The sequence below is a fragment of the Pseudomonas sp. RGM 3321 genome (assembly GCF_022836805.1).
Taxonomy (GTDB): domain Bacteria; phylum Pseudomonadota; class Gammaproteobacteria; order Pseudomonadales; family Pseudomonadaceae; genus Aquipseudomonas.
In genome coordinates this window covers 53,695-72,030 of record NZ_JALHBH010000092.1, presented here as the reverse complement: position 1 = coordinate 72,030, position 18,336 = coordinate 53,695, and the positions used below count along the sequence as shown (strand labels likewise).

The 18,336-nt window shown below is 57.9% G+C and carries 18 protein-coding genes; 6 read left to right on the top strand and 12 right to left on the bottom strand.

What is annotated here, in order from left to right; genetic code table 11:
- Window positions 1–117: 117 nt before the first annotated feature.
- From msrQ to RGM3321_RS04985, 6 genes are all read right to left on the bottom strand, one after another.
- Complete coding sequence (gene msrQ, locus RGM3321_RS05010; RefSeq protein WP_244391844.1) at window positions 118–750, bottom strand: protein-methionine-sulfoxide reductase heme-binding subunit MsrQ; 633 nt, start codon at window positions 748–750, stop codon at window positions 118–120.
- Window positions 750–1,763: a protein-methionine-sulfoxide reductase catalytic subunit MsrP gene (msrP, locus tag RGM3321_RS05005; RefSeq protein ID WP_244391843.1), complete on the bottom strand. Its 1,014-nt coding sequence runs from the start codon at window positions 1,761–1,763 to the stop codon at window positions 750–752. Before msrP ends, msrQ begins: the two co-directional genes overlap by 1 nt.
- A 63-nt stretch (window positions 1,764–1,826) precedes the next feature.
- Window positions 1,827–2,678 carry a CDP-diacylglycerol--serine O-phosphatidyltransferase gene (gene pssA / locus RGM3321_RS05000; RefSeq protein ID WP_244391842.1) on the bottom strand — a complete coding sequence of 284 codons (852 nt, stop codon included), beginning with the start codon at window positions 2,676–2,678 and terminating at the stop codon, window positions 1,827–1,829.
- Window positions 2,679–2,822: 144 nt separating this feature from the next.
- Window positions 2,823–3,839 carry a ketol-acid reductoisomerase gene (gene ilvC, locus RGM3321_RS04995; RefSeq protein WP_002552076.1) on the bottom strand — a complete coding sequence of 339 codons (1,017 nt, stop codon included), beginning with the start codon at window positions 3,837–3,839 and terminating at the stop codon, window positions 2,823–2,825.
- Window positions 3,840–3,886: 47 nt separating this feature from the next.
- Window positions 3,887–4,378, bottom strand: coding sequence for an acetolactate synthase small subunit (ilvN, locus tag RGM3321_RS04990; protein ID WP_244391841.1), 492 nt, complete (start codon window positions 4,376–4,378; stop codon window positions 3,887–3,889).
- Window positions 4,379–4,380: 2 nt separating this feature from the next.
- Window positions 4,381–6,105 (bottom strand): acetolactate synthase 3 large subunit, encoded by a 1,725-nt coding sequence (locus tag RGM3321_RS04985; protein ID WP_244391840.1) that lies wholly within the window; start codon window positions 6,103–6,105, stop codon window positions 4,381–4,383.
- Between the two features lie 397 nt (window positions 6,106–6,502).
- On the opposite strand from RGM3321_RS04985, the gene RGM3321_RS04980 reads away from it, so the two are divergent.
- Window positions 6,503–6,919, top strand: coding sequence for a DUF4124 domain-containing protein (locus tag RGM3321_RS04980; RefSeq protein WP_244391839.1), 417 nt, complete (start codon window positions 6,503–6,505; stop codon window positions 6,917–6,919).
- A gap of 9 nt (window positions 6,920–6,928) precedes the next feature.
- On the opposite strand, the gene RGM3321_RS04975 is transcribed toward RGM3321_RS04980, so the two are convergent.
- Genes RGM3321_RS04975 through mrcB form a run of 3 tightly spaced genes read right to left on the bottom strand, consistent with a single transcriptional unit; the run spans window position 6,929 to window position 10,337 of the window.
- The gene (locus RGM3321_RS04975; protein ID WP_244391838.1) at window positions 6,929–7,258 is read right to left on the bottom strand and encodes a YqcC family protein; all 330 of its coding nucleotides are present in this window, start codon (window positions 7,256–7,258) and stop codon (window positions 6,929–6,931) included.
- Window positions 7,258–7,998 (bottom strand): hypothetical protein, encoded by a 741-nt coding sequence (locus tag RGM3321_RS04970; protein WP_244391837.1) that lies wholly within the window; start codon window positions 7,996–7,998, stop codon window positions 7,258–7,260. Before RGM3321_RS04970 ends, RGM3321_RS04975 begins: the two co-directional genes overlap by 1 nt.
- A gap of 17 nt (window positions 7,999–8,015) precedes the next feature.
- A complete protein-coding gene (mrcB, locus tag RGM3321_RS04965) occupies window positions 8,016–10,337 on the bottom strand; it encodes a penicillin-binding protein 1B (RefSeq protein ID WP_244391836.1) in 2,322 nt (773 codons plus the stop codon).
- A 130-nt stretch (window positions 10,338–10,467) separates the two neighbouring features.
- Between mrcB and RGM3321_RS04960 the strand changes: the two genes are divergently transcribed.
- A complete protein-coding gene (locus RGM3321_RS04960) occupies window positions 10,468–12,006 on the top strand; it encodes a bifunctional aminoglycoside phosphotransferase/ATP-binding protein (protein WP_244391835.1) in 1,539 nt (512 codons plus the stop codon).
- Window positions 12,007–12,107: 101 nt separating this feature from the next.
- Entirely contained in the window at window positions 12,108–12,452 is a 345-nt protein-coding gene (locus RGM3321_RS04955; RefSeq protein WP_244391834.1) for a pentapeptide repeat-containing protein, read from the top strand.
- Window positions 12,453–12,805: 353 nt separating this feature from the next.
- On the opposite strand, the gene deoC is transcribed toward RGM3321_RS04955, so the two are convergent.
- Window positions 12,806–13,585 carry a deoxyribose-phosphate aldolase gene (deoC, locus tag RGM3321_RS04950; protein WP_244391833.1) on the bottom strand — a complete coding sequence of 260 codons (780 nt, stop codon included), beginning with the start codon at window positions 13,583–13,585 and terminating at the stop codon, window positions 12,806–12,808.
- A 214-nt stretch (window positions 13,586–13,799) separates the two neighbouring features.
- Between deoC and RGM3321_RS04945 the strand changes: the two genes are divergently transcribed.
- Window positions 13,800–14,138 (top strand): Rieske 2Fe-2S domain-containing protein, encoded by a 339-nt coding sequence (locus RGM3321_RS04945; protein WP_244391832.1) that lies wholly within the window; start codon window positions 13,800–13,802, stop codon window positions 14,136–14,138.
- A 20-nt stretch (window positions 14,139–14,158) separates the two neighbouring features.
- On the opposite strand, the gene sfsA is transcribed toward RGM3321_RS04945, so the two are convergent.
- Both sfsA and RGM3321_RS04935 read right to left on the bottom strand, forming a co-directional pair.
- Window positions 14,159–14,872, bottom strand: coding sequence for a DNA/RNA nuclease SfsA (gene sfsA / locus RGM3321_RS04940; protein ID WP_244391831.1), 714 nt, complete (start codon window positions 14,870–14,872; stop codon window positions 14,159–14,161).
- On the bottom strand, window positions 14,872–16,044 hold the full coding sequence (locus tag RGM3321_RS04935; RefSeq protein WP_244391830.1) for a pyridoxal phosphate-dependent aminotransferase: 1,173 nt from the start codon (window positions 16,042–16,044) through the stop codon (window positions 14,872–14,874). The genes sfsA and RGM3321_RS04935 overlap by 1 nt, the downstream gene beginning before the upstream one ends.
- Before the next feature lie 351 nt (window positions 16,045–16,395).
- On the opposite strand from RGM3321_RS04935, the gene dksA reads away from it, so the two are divergent.
- Together dksA and gluQRS are read left to right on the top strand one after the other, a co-directional pair.
- Window positions 16,396–16,836 (top strand): RNA polymerase-binding protein DksA, encoded by a 441-nt coding sequence (dksA, locus tag RGM3321_RS04930; protein ID WP_244391829.1) that lies wholly within the window; start codon window positions 16,396–16,398, stop codon window positions 16,834–16,836.
- A 573-nt stretch (window positions 16,837–17,409) separates the two neighbouring features.
- Window positions 17,410–18,297 carry a tRNA glutamyl-Q(34) synthetase GluQRS gene (gluQRS, locus tag RGM3321_RS04925; RefSeq protein WP_244391828.1) on the top strand — a complete coding sequence of 296 codons (888 nt, stop codon included), beginning with the start codon at window positions 17,410–17,412 and terminating at the stop codon, window positions 18,295–18,297.
- Window positions 18,298–18,336: the final 39 nt, after the last annotated feature.

The following is an 18,336-nucleotide window of genomic DNA, read 5'->3' as shown; positions in this document are numbered from 1 at the left end:
GACCTGCTTCCTCGCTGACTCTTCACTCAAAACCCTTGCAAACCATTGATCTACAAGGCTTTTTCGTTTCCGTCTGCGCCGGAAGTGGGGCGAATTATAGACAGATCACAGAGGGCGTCAACCGTTATTTTGAACTTTCTTCGATCCTGTCCCGGCAGAACCGCCAAGACGCGGGATTCGCCTTGTAATCACTGGAATCCGCAGCAGCAACAGGAACGCACCTATCCCCGCATACAGTGCCCATTCCTTAAGGTCAGCCCTGACAATCCAGAACATGTGCAGCAAGCCCAGCCCCAGAATCACGTATATAAGCCGATGCAGCTTCTTCCAGCGCGCCCCGAGTCGACGCTGACTATAGCGATTGGACGTCACCGCCAAAGCCAACAGCCCGAGAAACGCCAACGCACCCACGATGATATAGGGACGCTTGACCAGCTCCACGCCCAACTGCCCTAAATCCAGCCCGAGGATGAACAGCGCATACATCGTCATGTGCAGCACCACATAAGCAAAACACCACAACCCCAGTTGACGACGGACAACGATCCATCCCGGCCAGCCGGTCAGGCGCTGCAAAGGCGTCATGGACATTGTGATCAGCAACATCACCAGAGTCGCTAGCCCGAAGTTCTCAACCAGAACCTTGCCCGGATCAGGACCCAGGGCAAAGATCCACGCCTGATAGAGCCACCAGACCGGCGCAACGCACGCAGCGAGAAATACGGCCAGACGCCAGAACGGGTATCGCATCAATAGTCCTTCCTCAGATCCATACCGGCATACAAGGCCCCCACCTCCTCCTCATAACCGTTGAACATTTTCGTGTCGCGCAGATTCGGACTGAACAGGCCGCTCGGCAAGCGACGCTCTCTGGCCTGGGTCCAACGGGGGTGATCAACTGTCGGGTTGACGTTGGCGTAGAAGCCATACTCATTTGCCGCGATACTTTGCCATGTGGTCTTCGGCTGCTCGCTGACCAGGCTGATACGCACAATGGACTTCACACTCTTGAAGCCATACTTCCACGGCACCACCAAACGCAGCGGAGCGCCGTTCTGATTAGGTAACTCACGCCCATACATGCCCACCGCAAGAATCGCCAACGGATTCATCGCTTCATCCAGACGCAGCCCTTCTACATAAGGCCAGTCGATGAGAGCAAAGTCAGAGCGCTGCCCTGGCATGGACTTGGCGTCTTCAAGCGTTTCGAAGCGAATGTATTTGGCCTTCGAGGTCGGCTCTACCTGCTTAAGCAGTGCAGAGATCGGAAAGCCCATCCAGGGAATGACCATTGACCAGGCTTCGACGCAGCGCAGCCGATAGATCCGCTCCTCCAACTGGTAAGGCTTCATGAAGTCTTCCAGCGCATAGCGACCCGGCTTGCCGACTTCACCATCGATCACGACGCTCCACGGCTGAGTCTGCAAGGAACCGGCATTTTTTGCAGGATCGCCCTTGTCGGTACCAAACTCGTAAAAGTTGTTGTAGTGAGTCGCGTCCTTGAACGGCGTGATCGCCTCGTCCTTGACATTGACCGCCTGCCATTTAGTGGACGCAAGCTTGTCGGCGAACCACCCTGGCGCTTTCCCGGGCTCTACATCCGCATAGCGCGAAGCGTCTGCAGCGCTTGCCCAGCGCGGCAGCGCCGTGACGGCCAGACCGGCAAGCGAGCTGGCGAGCAATGTGCGTCGCGAGAGATAAATGGATTCAGGCGTGACATCCGACTCTTTGGAGTCGGACGCAGAAGGAAGCTTGATTAGCATGATGACTCCGCAGCCTAAGGGAACTGATGCACCAGTAGACTACGGAGTATGGTGGAAATTAGATCATTGAGAGGCTTTATGACGACGCAATAGGTACTGAATGGGGCCGGACAGCGCGTACGCGAGGAATATCAGCAGCAGAATGCGCGGCGGATCACTGAATACCACGGCAAACACCAGCACCACGGCCAGAATCGCAACAAAAGGTACACGCCCTTTCAGATCCAGCTCCTTGAAGCTGTTGTACTTGATGTTGCTGACCATCAGCATGCCTGCTGCCGCAACCAGCAAGGCCACCAGAAACGACAGCTTCGAACCCTGAATGCCGAAATCACTGAACGCCCAGACCGTGCCAGCCACAACACCTGCCGCAGCCGGGCTCGCCAGGCCAATAAAGTAACGTTTGTCAGCCTTGCCGACCTGAGTGTTGAAGCGCGCCAGACGCAATGCCGCGCCCGCCACATAGATGAAGGCGACCATCCAGCCCACCTTGCCCATGTCACCCAATGCCCAACCGAATGCCAGCAACGCGGGTGCCACACCAAAGGCTACCATGTCGGACAGGGAATCGTACTCGGCACCAAACGCGCTTTGGGTATTTGTCATGCGCGCAACGCGGCCATCCAGCCCGTCGAGGACCATGGCGACGAAGATTGCGATGGCGGCGAACGCGAAATACTTGCTCGCACCGGAGGTATCACCTGCACTCATCGCGCTTTGTGCGCTCATGGAGCTGATGATGGAGTAAAAGCCAGCGAACAGGTTCGCGGTGGTGAACAGGTTAGGCAGCAGATAGATACCGCGATGCCGGACCTGCCGGCCTTCGGCGTCATGGCCTTCTTCCACATGTTCATCGATAGGTAGCAGACTTTCAGCGTCGGAGGCCTTGTTGGGCTCCTCGGGACGTTCGCTCATGGAGATTACCTTGCAGCGGTATGAAAAGGTTCGACAGAGGTCTGCCGCGAGGGTTCGGCGGCAAACGATGCAGCTTTATACCAGAGCCTGACCCATAACGAAAAAACGCGACCGATTGGCCGCGTTTTTTTGTGAAGCTAAAGCTTAGTTCTTGTCTTTGTCGACGATTTTGTTCGCAGCAATCCAAGGCATCATAGAGCGCAGTTTCTCGCCGATGATTTCGATGCCGTGGGCAGCGTTGTTACGACGCTTGGCGGTCATCGAAGGGTAGCCGGTAGCGCCTTCGCTGATGAACATCTTCGCGTATTCACCGTCCTGGATGCGCTTCAGAGCGTTGCGCATGGCCTGACGGGATTCAGCGTTGATGACTTCAGGGCCAGTCACGTACTCGCCGTATTCGGCGTTGTTGGAGATCGAGTAGTTCATGTTGGCGATACCGCCTTCGTACATGAGGTCAACGATCAGCTTCAGTTCGTGCAGGCACTCGAAGTAGGCCATTTCCGGCGCGTAGCCAGCTTCAACCAGTGTTTCGAAACCAGCTTTTACCAGTTCGACAGTACCGCCGCACAGAACAGCCTGCTCGCCGAACAGGTCGGTTTCGGTCTCGTCCTTGAAGGTGGTTTCGATGATACCGGTACGGCCGCCGCCAACGCCCGAAGCGTAGGACAGGGCAACGTTCTTGGCGTTGCCGGAAGCATCCTGATAAACCGCGATCAGGTCAGGAATACCGCCACCCTTGACGAACTCGGTACGTACGGTGTGGCCCGGAGCCTTTGGCGCGATCATGATCACGTCGAGGTCAGCGCGCGGCACAACCTGGTTGTAGTGAATCGCGAAGCCGTGGGAGAACGCCAGTGTTGCGCCCTTTTTCAGGTTCGGCTCGACTTCGTTCTTGTACAGCTGGGACTGGAACTCGTCCGGGGTCAGGATCATGACCAGGTCGGCAGCAGCAACGGCAGAAGCAACATCAGTCACTTTCAGGCCATGGGCCTCGGCCTTGGCGACAGTAGCCGAACCTTTACGCAGGCCAACAGTGACATCAACGCCGGAGTCTTTCAGGTTGCACGCTTGAGCGTGGCCTTGCGAACCGTAACCGATGATGGCGACTTTCTTGCCCTGGATGATCGAAAGGTCACAGTCTTTGTCGTAGAAAACTTTCATGGAAATCCCCTGTTATCTTGGCCGTTCAGGCCATTTGCTTAATTGATTTAAATGCTCAGCACTTTGTCGCCACGGGCAATGCCCGTTACGCCACTGCGTACTGTTTCCAGGAGAGCGGCGGTGCCGATGGCCTGAATGAAGCTGTCCAGTTTGTCGCTCGTGCCGCTCAGCTGCACGGTATAAACGCTGGCGGTCACGTCGACGATCTGCCCGCGGAAAATATCCGTGGTGCGCTTGATCTCGGCACGCTGCGCGCCAGTGGCCTTGACCTTGACCAGCATCAGTTCGCGCTCGATGTGAGCGCTTTCCGACAGGTCGACCAGCTTGACCACTTCGATAAGTTTGTTGAGGTTCTTGGTGATCTGCTCGATCACCTCATCATGGCCCACGGTGGTGAGCGTCAGACGCGACAGGGTCGGGTCTTCGGTCGGCGCAACCGTCAGGCTTTCGATGTTGTAGTTGCGCTGGGAGAACAGACCGACGACGCGAGACAATGCACCCGGTTCGTTTTCCAGCAGCAGGGAAATGATATGGCGCATGATTATGTCCGCTCCGTCTTGCTCAACCACATATCGCGCATGGAGCCGTCCTTGATCTGCATCGGGTAGACGTGCTCGGTCACATCGACCTGAATATCCAGGAACACCAGACGATCAGTCATGGCAAAGGCTTCTTCCATCTTGGGCTTCAAGTCCTTCAGGTCAGTGATGCGCATGCCGACGTGGCCATAGGCTTCGACCAGCTTGACGAAATCAGGCAGCGATTCCATGTAGGAATGCGAGTGACGCGAGCCATAGCTCATGTCCTGCCACTGACGAACCATGCCCAGAACACCGTTGTTGAGCAGAATGATCTTCACTGGCAAGCCGTACTGCAGGCAGGTCGACAGTTCCTGAATGTTCATCTGGATGCTACCTTCACCGGTCACACAGGCAACGTGCGCATCCGGAAAGCTCAGCTTGACGCCCATCGCAGCCGGGAAACCAAAGCCCATCGTGCCCAGACCGCCCGAGTTGATCCAGCGGTTCGGCTTGTTGAAACGGTAGTACTGCGCAGCGAACATCTGATGCTGGCCGACGTCGGAGGTGACATAAGCGTCGCCCTTGGTGACTTCGCACAGCGTTTCGATAACGGCTTGCGGCTTGATGACCGTGCCATCGCCACGGTTGTACGGGAACAGATCACCCGTACCGCGCCACTCGTCAATCTGCTTCCACCACGCAGCAACAGATGCCTTGTCAGGCGTTTCGCCGATCTCTTTCAAGGTGGCAACCATTTCAGTCAGCACGCTTTCGACAGGACCCACGATAGGCACGTCGGCCTTGATGGTCTTGGAGATCGAAGCCGGGTCGATGTCGATGTGGATGATTTTGGCGTTCGGGCAGAACTTGCTCGCGCCATTGATGACACGGTCATCGAAGCGCGCGCCTACAGCCAGAATGACGTCGGTGTGGTGCATCGCGAGGTTGGCGGTGTAGCTGCCGTGCATCCCGAGCATGCCGACGAACTGGCGGTCAGTGCCCGGATAGCTGCCAAGCCCCATCAGGGTATTGGTGACCGGAGCGTTGAGCAGTTGAGCCAGTTCGGTCAGTTGCGCCGACGCATTGCCCATGATCACCCCGCCACCGGCATAGACGATAGGACGCTTGGCCGCCAGCAGCATCTCGACGGCTTTGCGGATCTGGCCGGAATGGCCACGAACCGCCGGGCTGTAGGAGCGCAGCTTGGCTTTTTTCGGGAAGACGTATTCGAACTTCTCGGCCGGATTGGTCATGTCTTTCGGAATGTCGACCACTACAGGGCCCGGACGACCGGACTGCGCCAGGTAGAAAGCCTTTTTCAGGACTTCCGGGATTTCCGACGGGTGCTTGATCATGAAGCTGTGCTTCACGATCGGCCGGGAGATACCGATCATGTCGGTCTCCTGGAACGCATCGGTACCCACCAGCGTGCTCGCTACCTGACCGGACAGAACCACCATCGGAATGGAGTCCATGTATGCCGTGGCGATACCGGTAATGGCATTGGTTGCACCCGGGCCGGACGTCACCAGCACCACGCCCGCCTTGCCGGTAGCCCGTGCATAGCCGTCGGCCATGTGCGTGGCAGCCTGCTCGTGGCGAACAAGGATATGGCTTACCGCCGGTTCTTTGAACAGGGCATCGTAGACATGCAGGAGGGCACCACCCGGGTACCCATAGATATGCTCAACGCCTTCGTCACGCAAAAAGCGGACGACCATTTCAGCGCCAGATAAAAGCTCCACGTTGTTCACCTCTAAAACGCCAGAATACCGCCCACTCCGGGACGGGTCTTAATAGGTTTACTGCCAGCAGAGCATGAGCGACGGTGGTCGCCGACTACGTCAGCACTGACTGAGCAAGTATTGGGAGGTCCCTGAGTGTTGCGGAACATTCCCACCCAGCGCGAGGTAACGCGTTGCGGGTGTTACAGGTCGGCGCGGGTGTGCGCCTCATGATCTACTGAGAGGGTCTGCTTCTGGCAGTCCTTCTACAGCGAACTTTGGATTGTTGTGATTCCCCCCCTTCAAGTCAAGTGATCCGTGCGCTTTCTTGACAGCGGGCCGGCGAAATCGCACCGTTTCGGACTGAAATGCACCGTTATGGTAGTTTTCTGTATGCACAGACTCTCAAGGACACGACATGCATTGGATGATTCTCGCAGCCGCACTGGCCCTCAGCACAACCAGCCAGGCCGCTTCAATCTATAAGTGGGTCGACGCCCAGGGCGTGACGCACTTCGATGCTCAACCCCCCACCGGCCAGCAGGTACAGGAAATCAACGTGCAAAAGCCGCCACCTGCCGCTGCACTGAGCACTCCTGCGGACGACGGAGCTGCACAGCAACGCGCCATTGACCAGAAAGTCAAAAGTCAGGTGAAAGCTCAGGAAGCGAAACGCGCGGAAAATTGCGAAACCCTGCGCACCAATCTTGCGCAGTTGCAGAACAATCCGCGAGTACGCGAGCAGGTTGGAGGAGAATCGAGGCGTCTTACGGAAGAAAACCGCAAGACGCGTACCGAAGAAACCGAGAAAGGCATCAGCGAATTCTGTCGCTAGAGGATTGGCTCAGCGAGCGGCTATAATCAACTGGTCGAACCGTGCCAGATGCTGCTGCAGCAGCCGGGTTTCACTCAGGCGCCCGGCATAGACCATCTCAGCCATCTCCAGAATGCCGGACGCATTGGGCAACGGCAGGTCGCGCTCAAGAATGACTTTCATGCGCGGCAGGAAGATCCATTGCAGCCACTGCGCAAACTCGAGCGTATCGACGCTGAACGGTTCCTGACTCGCAAGCGCCTGCTCGCTGGGCGGCGTCGCATCCCACCAGCCCAGCGCGCGCAACTCGCGTTCTATCAACAGCAACTGCTCGGCCACCTCAGGCAAACGCATATCCATCAGCGAGCCTTTTGGCGAGCCAGTGCGGCACCGGCTGCATCACCCTGCTTTTCGCGAGACTGAGCGATCAGACCCCAGAGGCTGGCCTGAAGACTGGTACGCCCGTTGGCGTAGGTCAGACCACGACGTGCCAGTTGCTCGGCCTGGGCTGCATCGCCCTGAGCCAGACGCACCTGAGCCAGACGATAAAGCACCTGAGGCTCACGCGGGGCAACACGCTGCGCACGCTCGAGGCTTGAGGATGCGCCGTTGAGGTCGCCACTGCTTTGCTGTTGCTGTGCCGTGGTCAGCAACGCCAGTACCGGACCGTCAAGCTGCTCGTCCTCTGACAAACCGCCACCACTGGAAGGAATACCGGTCGGTGCAGAGGCAGCCGGCATGCTGTAACTGTTGTTCGCCGGAGCCGGGCTGATCGGGGCCTGATTGACCGGAGCCACGTCCACAGGCGGCGTGTTGACACTGAACGGCGCTTGACTGGTCGGCGCAGAGAAGCTCTGCCCTGCATCAGCACCACCCGCGCCCGGCACCATCACCACGACACCCGAATCCTGCGGCACGGCTTGCGGCTGCTGGACTGGAGCGGTGTTGGTTCGGTAAGTGCCATTACGCGACGCTGCCGCGCGCTCGCCGTTGGACACCTTGGAGCTCGAATCCACGACCGGAATCGAGCCGCGTTCCACACTGGCGCAGCCGTTCAGCAAGGCCAGTGCCGTTAAAGCTGGAATCCACCATTTATTCACTTCAAAACCTCGATTGCCTAGTTCAACCAACCCTTGACCCAGTCCATCACCTCAGTGGCAGGTGCCGGAGCGCCGCCGCATGTCGAGCCGGGCTGGGGCTCACTGCCGCGAATATACGGCATCTGCACTGCATTCGGGCAGCTCGAATCAGAACCCTGACCTGTCTGCGCATCGACCCATGCCTGAACTACGTTATCCGGCATGGCCATGTCCAGCGGCAGCGGATTGGCCTTGCGCATAAAGCTGGTCCAGACCTGCAAGGCGCCGGTGGCGCCGGTAAACGGGGTCTTGCCATTATCGTCACGGCCCATCCACACCACGGCCAGCAGATCCTGACTGAAACCGGCGAACCAGCTGTCGCGCGAGTCGTTACTGGTGCCGGTCTTGCCCGCCAGGTTCAGCGAGCTCGGCAACACGTTGTAAACAGATTTGCCCGTACCTTCGCGCATGACCCGCTGCATCGCATTCTGTACCAGATAAATGGCACCCGGATCGAAACGCTGCTCGATCTTGAACGGATAACGCTTGAGTGGTTCACCTTCGGCGGTCAGCACACTGCGGATACCGCGCATCGGCGTATTGAACCCGCCACTGGCGATGGTCTGGTACATGGTGGCGACTTCCATCGGGCTCAAGCCGCCGGCGCCCAGCAGCATCGACGGATAAGCAGGCCACTCACGCGCTACACCCAGTTTGGCCAGTGTCTTGAACACAGTCGGAATACCCAGTTCAAGGCCCAGCTTGGCAGTCGACAGGTTGTAGGAGTGCGCCAGCCCTTGATACAGAAAGATGTTGCCATGCGACTTGTGATCATAGTTCTGCGGCTTCCAGATCTGGCCATCAGCTCCCTTGACCTGAAACAGTTCGTCGGCAATCCAGCTGGTCAGCGTGTACTGGCTCGGACGTTCCAGCGCGGTCAGGTAAATAGCCGGCTTGACCAGCGAGCCTATCGGACGCACTGCATCGATCGCCCGGTTGAAACCCGAGAACCCGGCCTCGCGACCGCCAATCAGCGCCTGCACCTCACCGGTCTCCGGGTTGGTGACGACCATACCCGCCTCTACTTCATCCACACCCTTGCGCCCGGCGAGCTTTTTGAACGTGTCGTCCATGGCTGCCTGGGACTTCATCTGCAGGATCGGATCGAAGCTGGTAAAGATCCGCAGCCCTTCTTCGGTCAAGTCTTCATCGCGGTAGTCTTCGCGTAACTGGCGCTTGACCAGATCCAGAAAAGCCGGGAACGAGCTGTCGGCGAGCGTACCGGTCTTGGTCACGCCCAGTGGCAATTTCTTCGCGGCAGCCACCACTTCGGGGGTGGCCACACCTTGCTGCTCAAACAGGTCGAGCACTAGATTGCGCCGCTCCAGAGCACGTTCGGGGTTGCGGCGCGGGTTGTAGAAGGACGGCCCCTTGACCAGCCCGACCAGCATTGCCACCTGATGAATCTTCAGCTCGGAAAGAGGCTGGCTGAAGAAATACTGACTGGCCAGACCGAAACCGTGCACGGCACGCTGACCGTCCTGACCGACAAATACTTCATTGAGGTAAGCCTCGAGGATTTCCTGCTTGCTGTAATGAATCTCCAGCAAGACCGCCATCATGGCTTCGGTGAGCTTACGAGTCAGGCTGCGCTCGTTGGTCAGGTAGAAGTTCTTGACCAACTGCTGGGTCAGCGTACTGCCGCCCTGGCGCATCTGTCCTTGCGAAGTATTCACCCAGATAGCCCGGGCAATGGACTTGGGTGACACACCGAAGTGGTGGTAGAAATCGCGGTCCTCGACCGCCACCAGCCCGTCGAGCAAATACGGCGGTGCCTGATCAAGCTTGATCAGGATCCGGTCTTCGAGGTTCTTCGGGTAAAGCCCGCCAATCAGCAAGGGCTCAAGCCGCGCCACGGCCAGCTTGGCACCATTACCTGATGACAGGTCGGCGACGTAATCACCGGAAAAGCGCACGCGCACCTGCTGCGCCGCATCAGTGCCCTCGTAGAACTGGAAGCCACGCGTGTTGAGGTCGACGGTATTGCCATTCACCGCCGCAGCGCCAGGACCATTCGCGACGCTTTCACGGCGATAACCCAAGGCGTCGAGCTCGATGAGAAAATCATCGCGGCTCAGTTTCTGTCCGACGAACAGCTCCAGTGGTCGTGCATAGACCTTGGCCGGAATGGTCCAGCGCTTGCCGGAGAACTTCTCCTGAACGATTGCATCGAGGTAAATGGCCAGGCCGCCCAGCAGAACCAGGCCGACAATACCGAGCTTCAACGCCCAGCCCAGCCACTTGTTCAGGCTGCGAGGAGGTTGCTTTTTAGGAGAACGAGAGGTGCGGGATCGAGTCATGGGCGCGGATTATACGCACTTTAGCAAGGATCGACAGACGCCCGAGTCAGCGGTTTGCAGCCTCGCGCCAAGCGGCCATAATGGCGGCATCGCTTACTTACATTTTGAACACATTCCTGAAGGATCACCCGTGAGCCAGTCTTTGATTGCTGCCCTGCAGAACCCTGCTCTTTTCCCACACCCGGTGGAAAATTTCCAGCTCATCGAAACGCACATTTCGTGGGTTCTGCTGACTGGCCCGTATGCCTACAAATTCAAGAAACCGATGAACTTCGGTTTTCTGGATTTTACTACGCTGGCTCTGCGTGAGCATTTCTGCCACGAAGAGCTGCGCCTCAATCAGCGCCTGACCGACGACCTCTACATCGAAGTGCTGCCGATCACCGGCACAGTCGACGCGCCGCAATTGGGCGGCGACGGCGAAGTCATCGAGTACGCCTTGAAGATGAAGCAGTTTTCACAAGACGGCTTGCTCAGCACCCTGCAGGCCAATGGCGAGGTGACCACTGCGCATATCGACGAACTGGCGCGCCAGATCGCAGGCTTCCACCTCACCTCGCCGCAGGTCGGAACCGAAAGCGAACTGGGCTCGCCCGACAGCGTGATGGCCCCTGTGGTACAGAATTTTGAGCAGATTCGTCCGCTGATCAGCGAAAAATCCGACCTGGCACAGCTCGACGCCCTGCAGGCGTGGGCAGAGTCGAGCTTTGCGCGACTCAAGCCACTGCTGGTTCAGCGCAAGGCCGATGGATTCATCCGTGAATGCCACGGCGACATCCATCTGGGCAACGCGACAGTAATTGACGGCAAGGTCGTGCTGTTTGACTGCATCGAGTTCAACGAACCGTTCCGCAAGACCGACGTGTACGCCGACATAGGCTTCCTGGCAATGGACCTTGAAGACCGTGGCCTGAAATCATTGTCTCGGCGCCTGATCAGCCAATACCTGGAAGTCACCGGCGACTACGCGGGCCTGGAACTGCTGAATTTCTACAAGGCTTATCGGGCGATGGTTCGTGCCAAGGTGGCGCTGTTCAGCCAGCCATCCGATGCCGACGGTGTGCAGCGCGCAGCGACGCTTCGTCAATACCGCAACTACGCCAATCTGGCCGAAAGCTACAGCGCCATTCCCTCACCTTTCCTGACGATCACCCACGGTGTATCAGCCGTCGGTAAAAGCCATGTCGCAATGCGTCTGGTGGAATCGCTGGGCGCCATTCGCCTGCGTTCGGACATAGAGCGCAAGCGTCTGTTTGCCGGGCGAGCTGAAGAGATGTATGGCGCGCAAGCCAATGATGCGACCTATGCACACCTGCATGAGCTTGCCGGTATAACCCTGCGCGCAGGCTTCTCTGTAGTTATCGACGCCACCTACCTCAAGCATGAGCAGCGTGATGCAGCGGCGAAAGTCGCCGAGAACACCGGCGTGCCGTTTCTGATCCTCGATTGCGAAGCACCACAGGCAGTGATCGCTGGCTGGCTTGCCCAGCGTCAGGCACAGAACAATGATCCTTCCGACGCCACCCTGGAGGTCATCGAGGCTCAGCAGGCCAATCGCGAACCGCTCAACGCAGAAGAAACGCTGCGCAGCAAGAAGGTTGCCACCCACATCAGCAGTGAGCTGGACAGCCTGATCGACAACCTTCGCCAACGCCTGCCGGGGCTGTAAAACCGGCACATGGCCGTTGAGCGGGTAATGCTTCACGGCCCCACAATGATGGCGATATAATGGCGCCATAATTCCAACGCAACCACATGTCCGAGGCCATCATGAGCCAGCCCAAACAGATCGACTCACCGCTTTATATGCTGCTACGCAAAGATGATGTCGAAGGTTTCAACCAGGAAAAACCGCGAACCGGCACCATTGATATGGTCGGGGGCGACTTCCGAGGGCTGGACCTGCGGGCACTGGACACCGCCGGTATCGACTTTACCGACGCCTACTTCCGGTCTGCCGACCTTCGCGGCCTGGACCTGCGGCACACGCCGATGGAAGGTGCGAGCATCGCTCACGCACAGATTTCAGGCGTGTTCTTCCCCGCCGAGCTCTCGGCTGACGAGATTTTGATGTCGGTAAATTTCGGTACACGCCTGCGCTATCGGATCCGCTAAAACTGTAAAACCGTCGCAGCCTGCATGCGCAATGCATGTCAGGCTGGCGCTGTGTCGCTTCATTTCCAAAACTCCCGCCTCTAAATATCGCGACCATGCGCAGCCAGCCGTTATGCCGTGCAAGGCATTTTTGGCCTATGGATAGCTGTCAGGTGAAGAGCATGGACAGGGTCAAAAGAACTGTTGACTTACAAATGAGAATCGTTATGATTATCACATCCGGTCGCGAGACTGGACGGTAACTGAAAGACCTTGGTTCGGACTTTCAGATTATCTCCTCATCAGGCTAATCACGGTTTTTGACCCGGCTCTTTGCCGGGTCTTTTTTTGCCCTTCAGAAAGCTGCCCACCTCTCAAAAACCGTTGCCATACGACTCATACAGGCCAAGCCTGGCCAGTAAATCGTCCAGCAAGCTTGAGCCGACTAACCGCACGCGCCCGGCACTCATCCATTGCCGACCAAAACGGGCACGCGCCAGCGTCATGTAAAAACGTGCCTCGTCAAACGTCCGGATCCCTCCCGCAACCTTCAACCCCACCTGCCCGCCGACATCCGCGATGGACTCAAGCATCACCCGTGCAGCCTGCGGTGTAACGTGGGTGGCTGATTTACCCGTGCTGGTCTTGATAAAGTCGGCCCCCGAAACAATCGCATCGCGGCAAGCATTGAGGATCATTTGTGAGTCGCGCAGATCGCCTGTTTCAAGTGTCGCAGTGAGTTTGACCCGCCCTGCACACAATGAGCTGCACGCCGATATCATCTCAAGTCCGGGCTGCCTGTCTCCGCCAAGCAGTGCGCGAAAGGGATACACGACATCTATTTCGTCCGCGCCGGACAGCAACGCGGCGCGAACTTGCGAAGTCACTGACTGAATGTTGCTGCTGCCATGAGGGAAATTGACTATGGCTACAACCTTGATGTCATGCGCCTGCATACGGTCCAGGGTGGTACGTGCCAGACACACGAAACGCGGCTGCACGCAGACCGCGGCAACCTGCCCCACAGGCGTCCATGCGCGCTGACAAATGCCGACGATACGCTGCTCCGTGTCGTCGGCATTGAGGGCAAACAGCTCAAGCAGCCTTATGACCTGACGCGCCAGCCGCTCATCATCTGCTGTCATCTCTTTCATGGCGTTTTCGCTCTGCAAAACATGAGCAGAACGATATACGGGCTTGAAGGCCAGCAGGCGTGAGCAACACGCGCAGAGAAAAAAGCCACAGGAAGACAGGAAAAAACTGACGCAGCCTGTAACAAGCCCCGCGTACGACAACGCGACTATCCAAAGAAGCTGTCAGACTACCCAGGTCAGGCGTCTACCCAAAAAACAGGCCTGTGGAGGCTTCTTGAAATTCCTTTGCACCTCAAGTCAATTGCACGAAGCCCAAAGCAGGGGTTTCGAGCTGGGCGAACACGCATTGCTGGCAGTACGTCGTCAGGGGGATGTGTTCATCTACAAAAACCGCTGCCCGCATCGCGGTATCGCTCTGGAATGGCAGCCGGATCAATTCCTCGACAGCAGCGCCAGCCTGATCCGGTGCGCTGCGCATGGGGCGTTGTTTCTGATCGAGAATGGCGAATGCGTTGCCGGCCCCTGCGAAGGCCAGTCATTGACGGCAATCCAGAGCCGTGAAGACGCTGAGGGGATCTGGGTGTCACTGCCCATGGAGGATGACGAGGGCTGACTCGCCACGCCCAGAACGCTTCAATACAGCCAGTGCACCTGCAGTCGTCGGTCAATAACAATTTCGTCCGGCGTCAGGTGCACACCGTAGGCAAGAATTTGCACACCGGCGTCAATGGCTTCGCGCAACGCAGCCGCGTAAGCAGGGTCGATCTCCTTTGCTGGTCGCACGGCGTCGATACCGGTGAGGTTGACGCAGTACAACAACACAGCGCGCACGCCCTCGCGCGCCAGCGTTGCCAGTTCACGCAAGTGCCGCGCACCACGCTGGGTAACCGCATCGGGAAACGCAGCGACACTGGAATCATCGAAACCCAACGTGACACTTTTAACTTCCAGATACAGATAGCCATCAGGGTATTCCAGGCGAAAGTCCACACGACTCTTTTCCTGCCCGTAAGCCACCTCGCGCTTGAGCGCCGTAAACCCCTCAAGTTCGCTGATAACCCCGGCGCGCAACGCCTCTTCAACCAGCGTATTGGCTCGCCCGGTGTTAATACAGGCCAGACGGCCCTGCGGGGTCTCGCTGATTTCCCAAGTGCCCGGCAGTTTGCGCTTCGGGTCACTTGACCGACTGAACCACACGCGCCCACCGGACATCATGCAGTTGAGCATCGAACCGGTGTTGGGACAGTGAATGGTCAACAGCTCGCCGCTGTCGGTTTCGATATCAGCCAGAAAGCGCTTGTAACGGATCACCAAACGACCCTGTTCAAGCTGCGGAGCAAAGCGCATCAGGCACCCCAGCTACGCAAACCGCGAGCAATTCGCTCGACTGCCTGCTGAAGGCGCGGCAGGCTCTGTGTATAGGCAAAGCGCACATGATGCCCAGCCTGATGGCGACCAAAGTCAAGGCCTGGCGTAAAAGCGACATGCTCGGTTTCCAGAAAATGCCTGCAGAACGCGAACGCATCGCCGCCAAACGCCGAGATGTCGGCGTACAAATAAAATGCCCCTTGCGGCTCGACGGCAATACCGAAACCCAGTTCGCGCAGCGCAGGCAACAGGAAGTCCCGGCGACGGCCGAACTCGGCGCGCCGCTGCTCGAGTATTTCAAGTGTCTGCGACTCAAAGCAGGCAAGCGCGGCATGTTGCGCCATGCTTGGTGCGCTGATGTAGAGGTTCTGCGCCAGTTTTTCCAGATCGGCCACGGCGTCTTGCGGCGCAACCAGCCAGCCGAGGCGCCAGCCCGTCATGCCGAAATACTTTGAAAAGCTATTGAGGACAAACGCTTCGTTATCCACCTCCAGCACACTGCTGGCCTCAACGCCGTAGGTCAGGCCGTGGTAGATCTCGTCCACCACCAGGTGGCCATTACGAGCTTTCAGCGCCTGGGACAAGGCTGCCAGCTCGTCGCGACTCAACAGCGTGCCGGTAGGGTTGGCTGGTGATGCTACCAGCGCACCGACACTGTTCTGGTTCCAGTGAGCCGCCACCAGTTCGGGATTCAGTTGATAGCGTTCTTGCGGACCGACCGGCACCAGTTGCGCTTCGCCCTCGATCAAACGCAGGAAGTGTCGATTGCAAGGGTAGCCAGGGTCAGCCAGCAACCAATGCTTGCCCGGATCGACCAACAGGCTGCTGGCAAGCAACAACGCACCCGAACCGCCCGGCGTGACCAGAATGCGCTGGGGATCAATATCAACACCGTAGCGTCGGGCGTAGAATCCGGAAATAGCTTCACGCAGTTGCGGAAGGCCGCGAGCGGCGGTGTAGCGGGTCTTGCCATCTGCCAGCGCCGCTTGGCCAGCCTTGATGATGGGCTGCGCAGTCGTAAAATCGGGCTCGCCGATTTCAAGGTGAATTACGTCATGACCCGCTGCCTGCAGTTCATTGGCACGCGCCAGCAGCGCCATGACATGAAAAGGTTCGATGGCGCGACTACGTGCACTGTAAGGCTGGGTCATGGATATTCCTTTATGGGTGCGGGTATTGAAAACAGGATTGTCATGACGACGCGGCATGATTCTACCGAACCGACCGCCCTACGGTGCGTTAACGGGCTGAAAAATCCGTTCATCAAACGCTGAATAAAAGAAAGCTATGACGGTGCGCATCGACTAAGAGTTCATTTAAGTGAAGGACAGATGTGAAATAGCCATCTCTATAAGCGGACGGCGTCGTCATGCTCGACAACCGGGAGTAGCGCACTCCGATTTGATCTGGTAAGTTCGCCCGCTTGCAGTTGCAGGGCCGACGGGTGTCGGTGATGGAACAACCCTGCGCAATAGATTAGAAGAGTGAGAGGCGGTCCAGACATGCCCACCCCAGAAAAGCAACACGGCCATCTAATCGGCGGCTTTGCACCCTACTTGGAAAGAAAGGGTGAGGAGTACATGAGCAAGCCCATGCGCGCGCACTTCACCAAGATCCTGAACAAGTGGAAGCAGGACTTGATGCAAGAGGTCGACCGAACGGTAGATCACATGAAGGACGAAGCTGCCAACTTCCCCGACCCGGCCGACCGTGCCAGTCAGGAAGAAGAGTTCAGCCTCGAACTTCGCGCCCGTGACCGCGAACGCAAGCTGATCAAGAAGATCGACAAGACACTGCAACTGATCAAGGAAGAGGATTATGGCTGGTGCGAATCCTGCGGCGTAGAGATCGGCATTCGCCGTCTTGAAGCACGCCCGACTGCCGACCAGTGCGTCGACTGCAAGACCCTTGCAGAAATCAAGGAAAAACAGGTCGGTAAGTGACCTGGGGCCGCCTTTGACTGAAAAGACGCTTCGGCGTCTTTTTTTGAGGCTGCTCGAATCACGACGCTCCTGCCAGTGCGCACGTTGACTATCGTGCCGACGCTCGGCGTCGGTTCATCGTTCTGGATTTGCGTCCGATCTTGAATGTGCGATGTGGCACAAATCTGTGACGCAGAGCGTCACCCAAGGCATTCCCACGCTGGAGCGTGAGGAACGATAATCTCAACTATCGTGCGACGCTCTGGTCCGGTCTTGAATGTGCGATGTGGCACAAATCTGTGACGCAGAGCGTCACCCAAGGCATTCCCACGCTGGAGCGTGAGGAACGATAATCTCAACTATCGTGCGACGCTCTGGTCCGGTCTTGAATGTGCGGTGCGGCGAAGATCTGTGACGCGGAGCGTCACGCACGGCATTCCTGCGCTGGAGCGTGAGGAACGATAATCTCAACCGCTCTGCGTCCGATCTTGAACGAGCAACGCGGCGCAGAGTGAACATCGTCAAAAGAGTCCGTGTGAAGACCAACTGCGTTTCGCTTGCCCACTCAAGCTAGCCACCCGTAACATCCCGCCCATGAAAAAACCGGCCTATATCGGGCGCTTTGCGCCCACTCCCAGTGGTTATCTGCATTTTGGTTCGCTGGTCGCAGCACTGGCGTCCTTTCTGGACGCTCGTGCAGTGGGCGGCCAGTGGCTTTTACGCATGGAAGACCTGGACCCGCCGCGCGAGGTGGCCGGCGCGCAAGCCGCGATCCTTGAAACACTTGAGCGCTATGGCTTTGAATGGGATGGCAAGATGGCTCGGCAGAGCGAGCGCCATGATGCCTACGCCGAAATACTCCAGCACTGGTTCAATAATGGCCTGGCCTATGCCTGCACCTGCTCACGCAAACAGCTCGAGCCGTTTGAAGGCGTGTATCCCGGTTTTTGCCGCAATGCGGGATATGCGCCCGAGAATGCCGCAATCCGCATCCGGGTGCCGGAGCTTGAATATCGCTTCGAAGACCGTGTGCAGGGCACATTCAAGATGCACCTGGGGCGCGAAAGCGGTGATTTCGTGATCCGCAGGCGCGACGGCCTGTATGCCTATCAGCTCGCCGTAATCATTGATGACGCTTGGCAAGGCGTGACCGATATCGTACGCGGTGCCGACCTGCTGGACTCGACGCCCCGCCAGTTGTACTTGCAGGAACTGCTGGGCCTGCCTCAGCCACGCTACCTGCATGTGCCGCTGATCACCCAGCCGGATGGCCACAAGCTCGGCAAATCCTATCGCTCGCCGCCGCTGCCGGCCGAACAGGCCACCCCTCTGCTGATTCGGGCATTGCGGGCACTGGGACAGCCACTCGATACGCACATGACCGATGGCACCGCGCAGGAAGTGCTTGCCTGGGGAATCCGCCACTGGAACGCCGACCTGATCCCCAGACTGCGCAATATTGAAGAAGCCCGGATAGACTGATCCAGAGCGGTCGCCGCAAACTGCGACGCAAGGATGCTT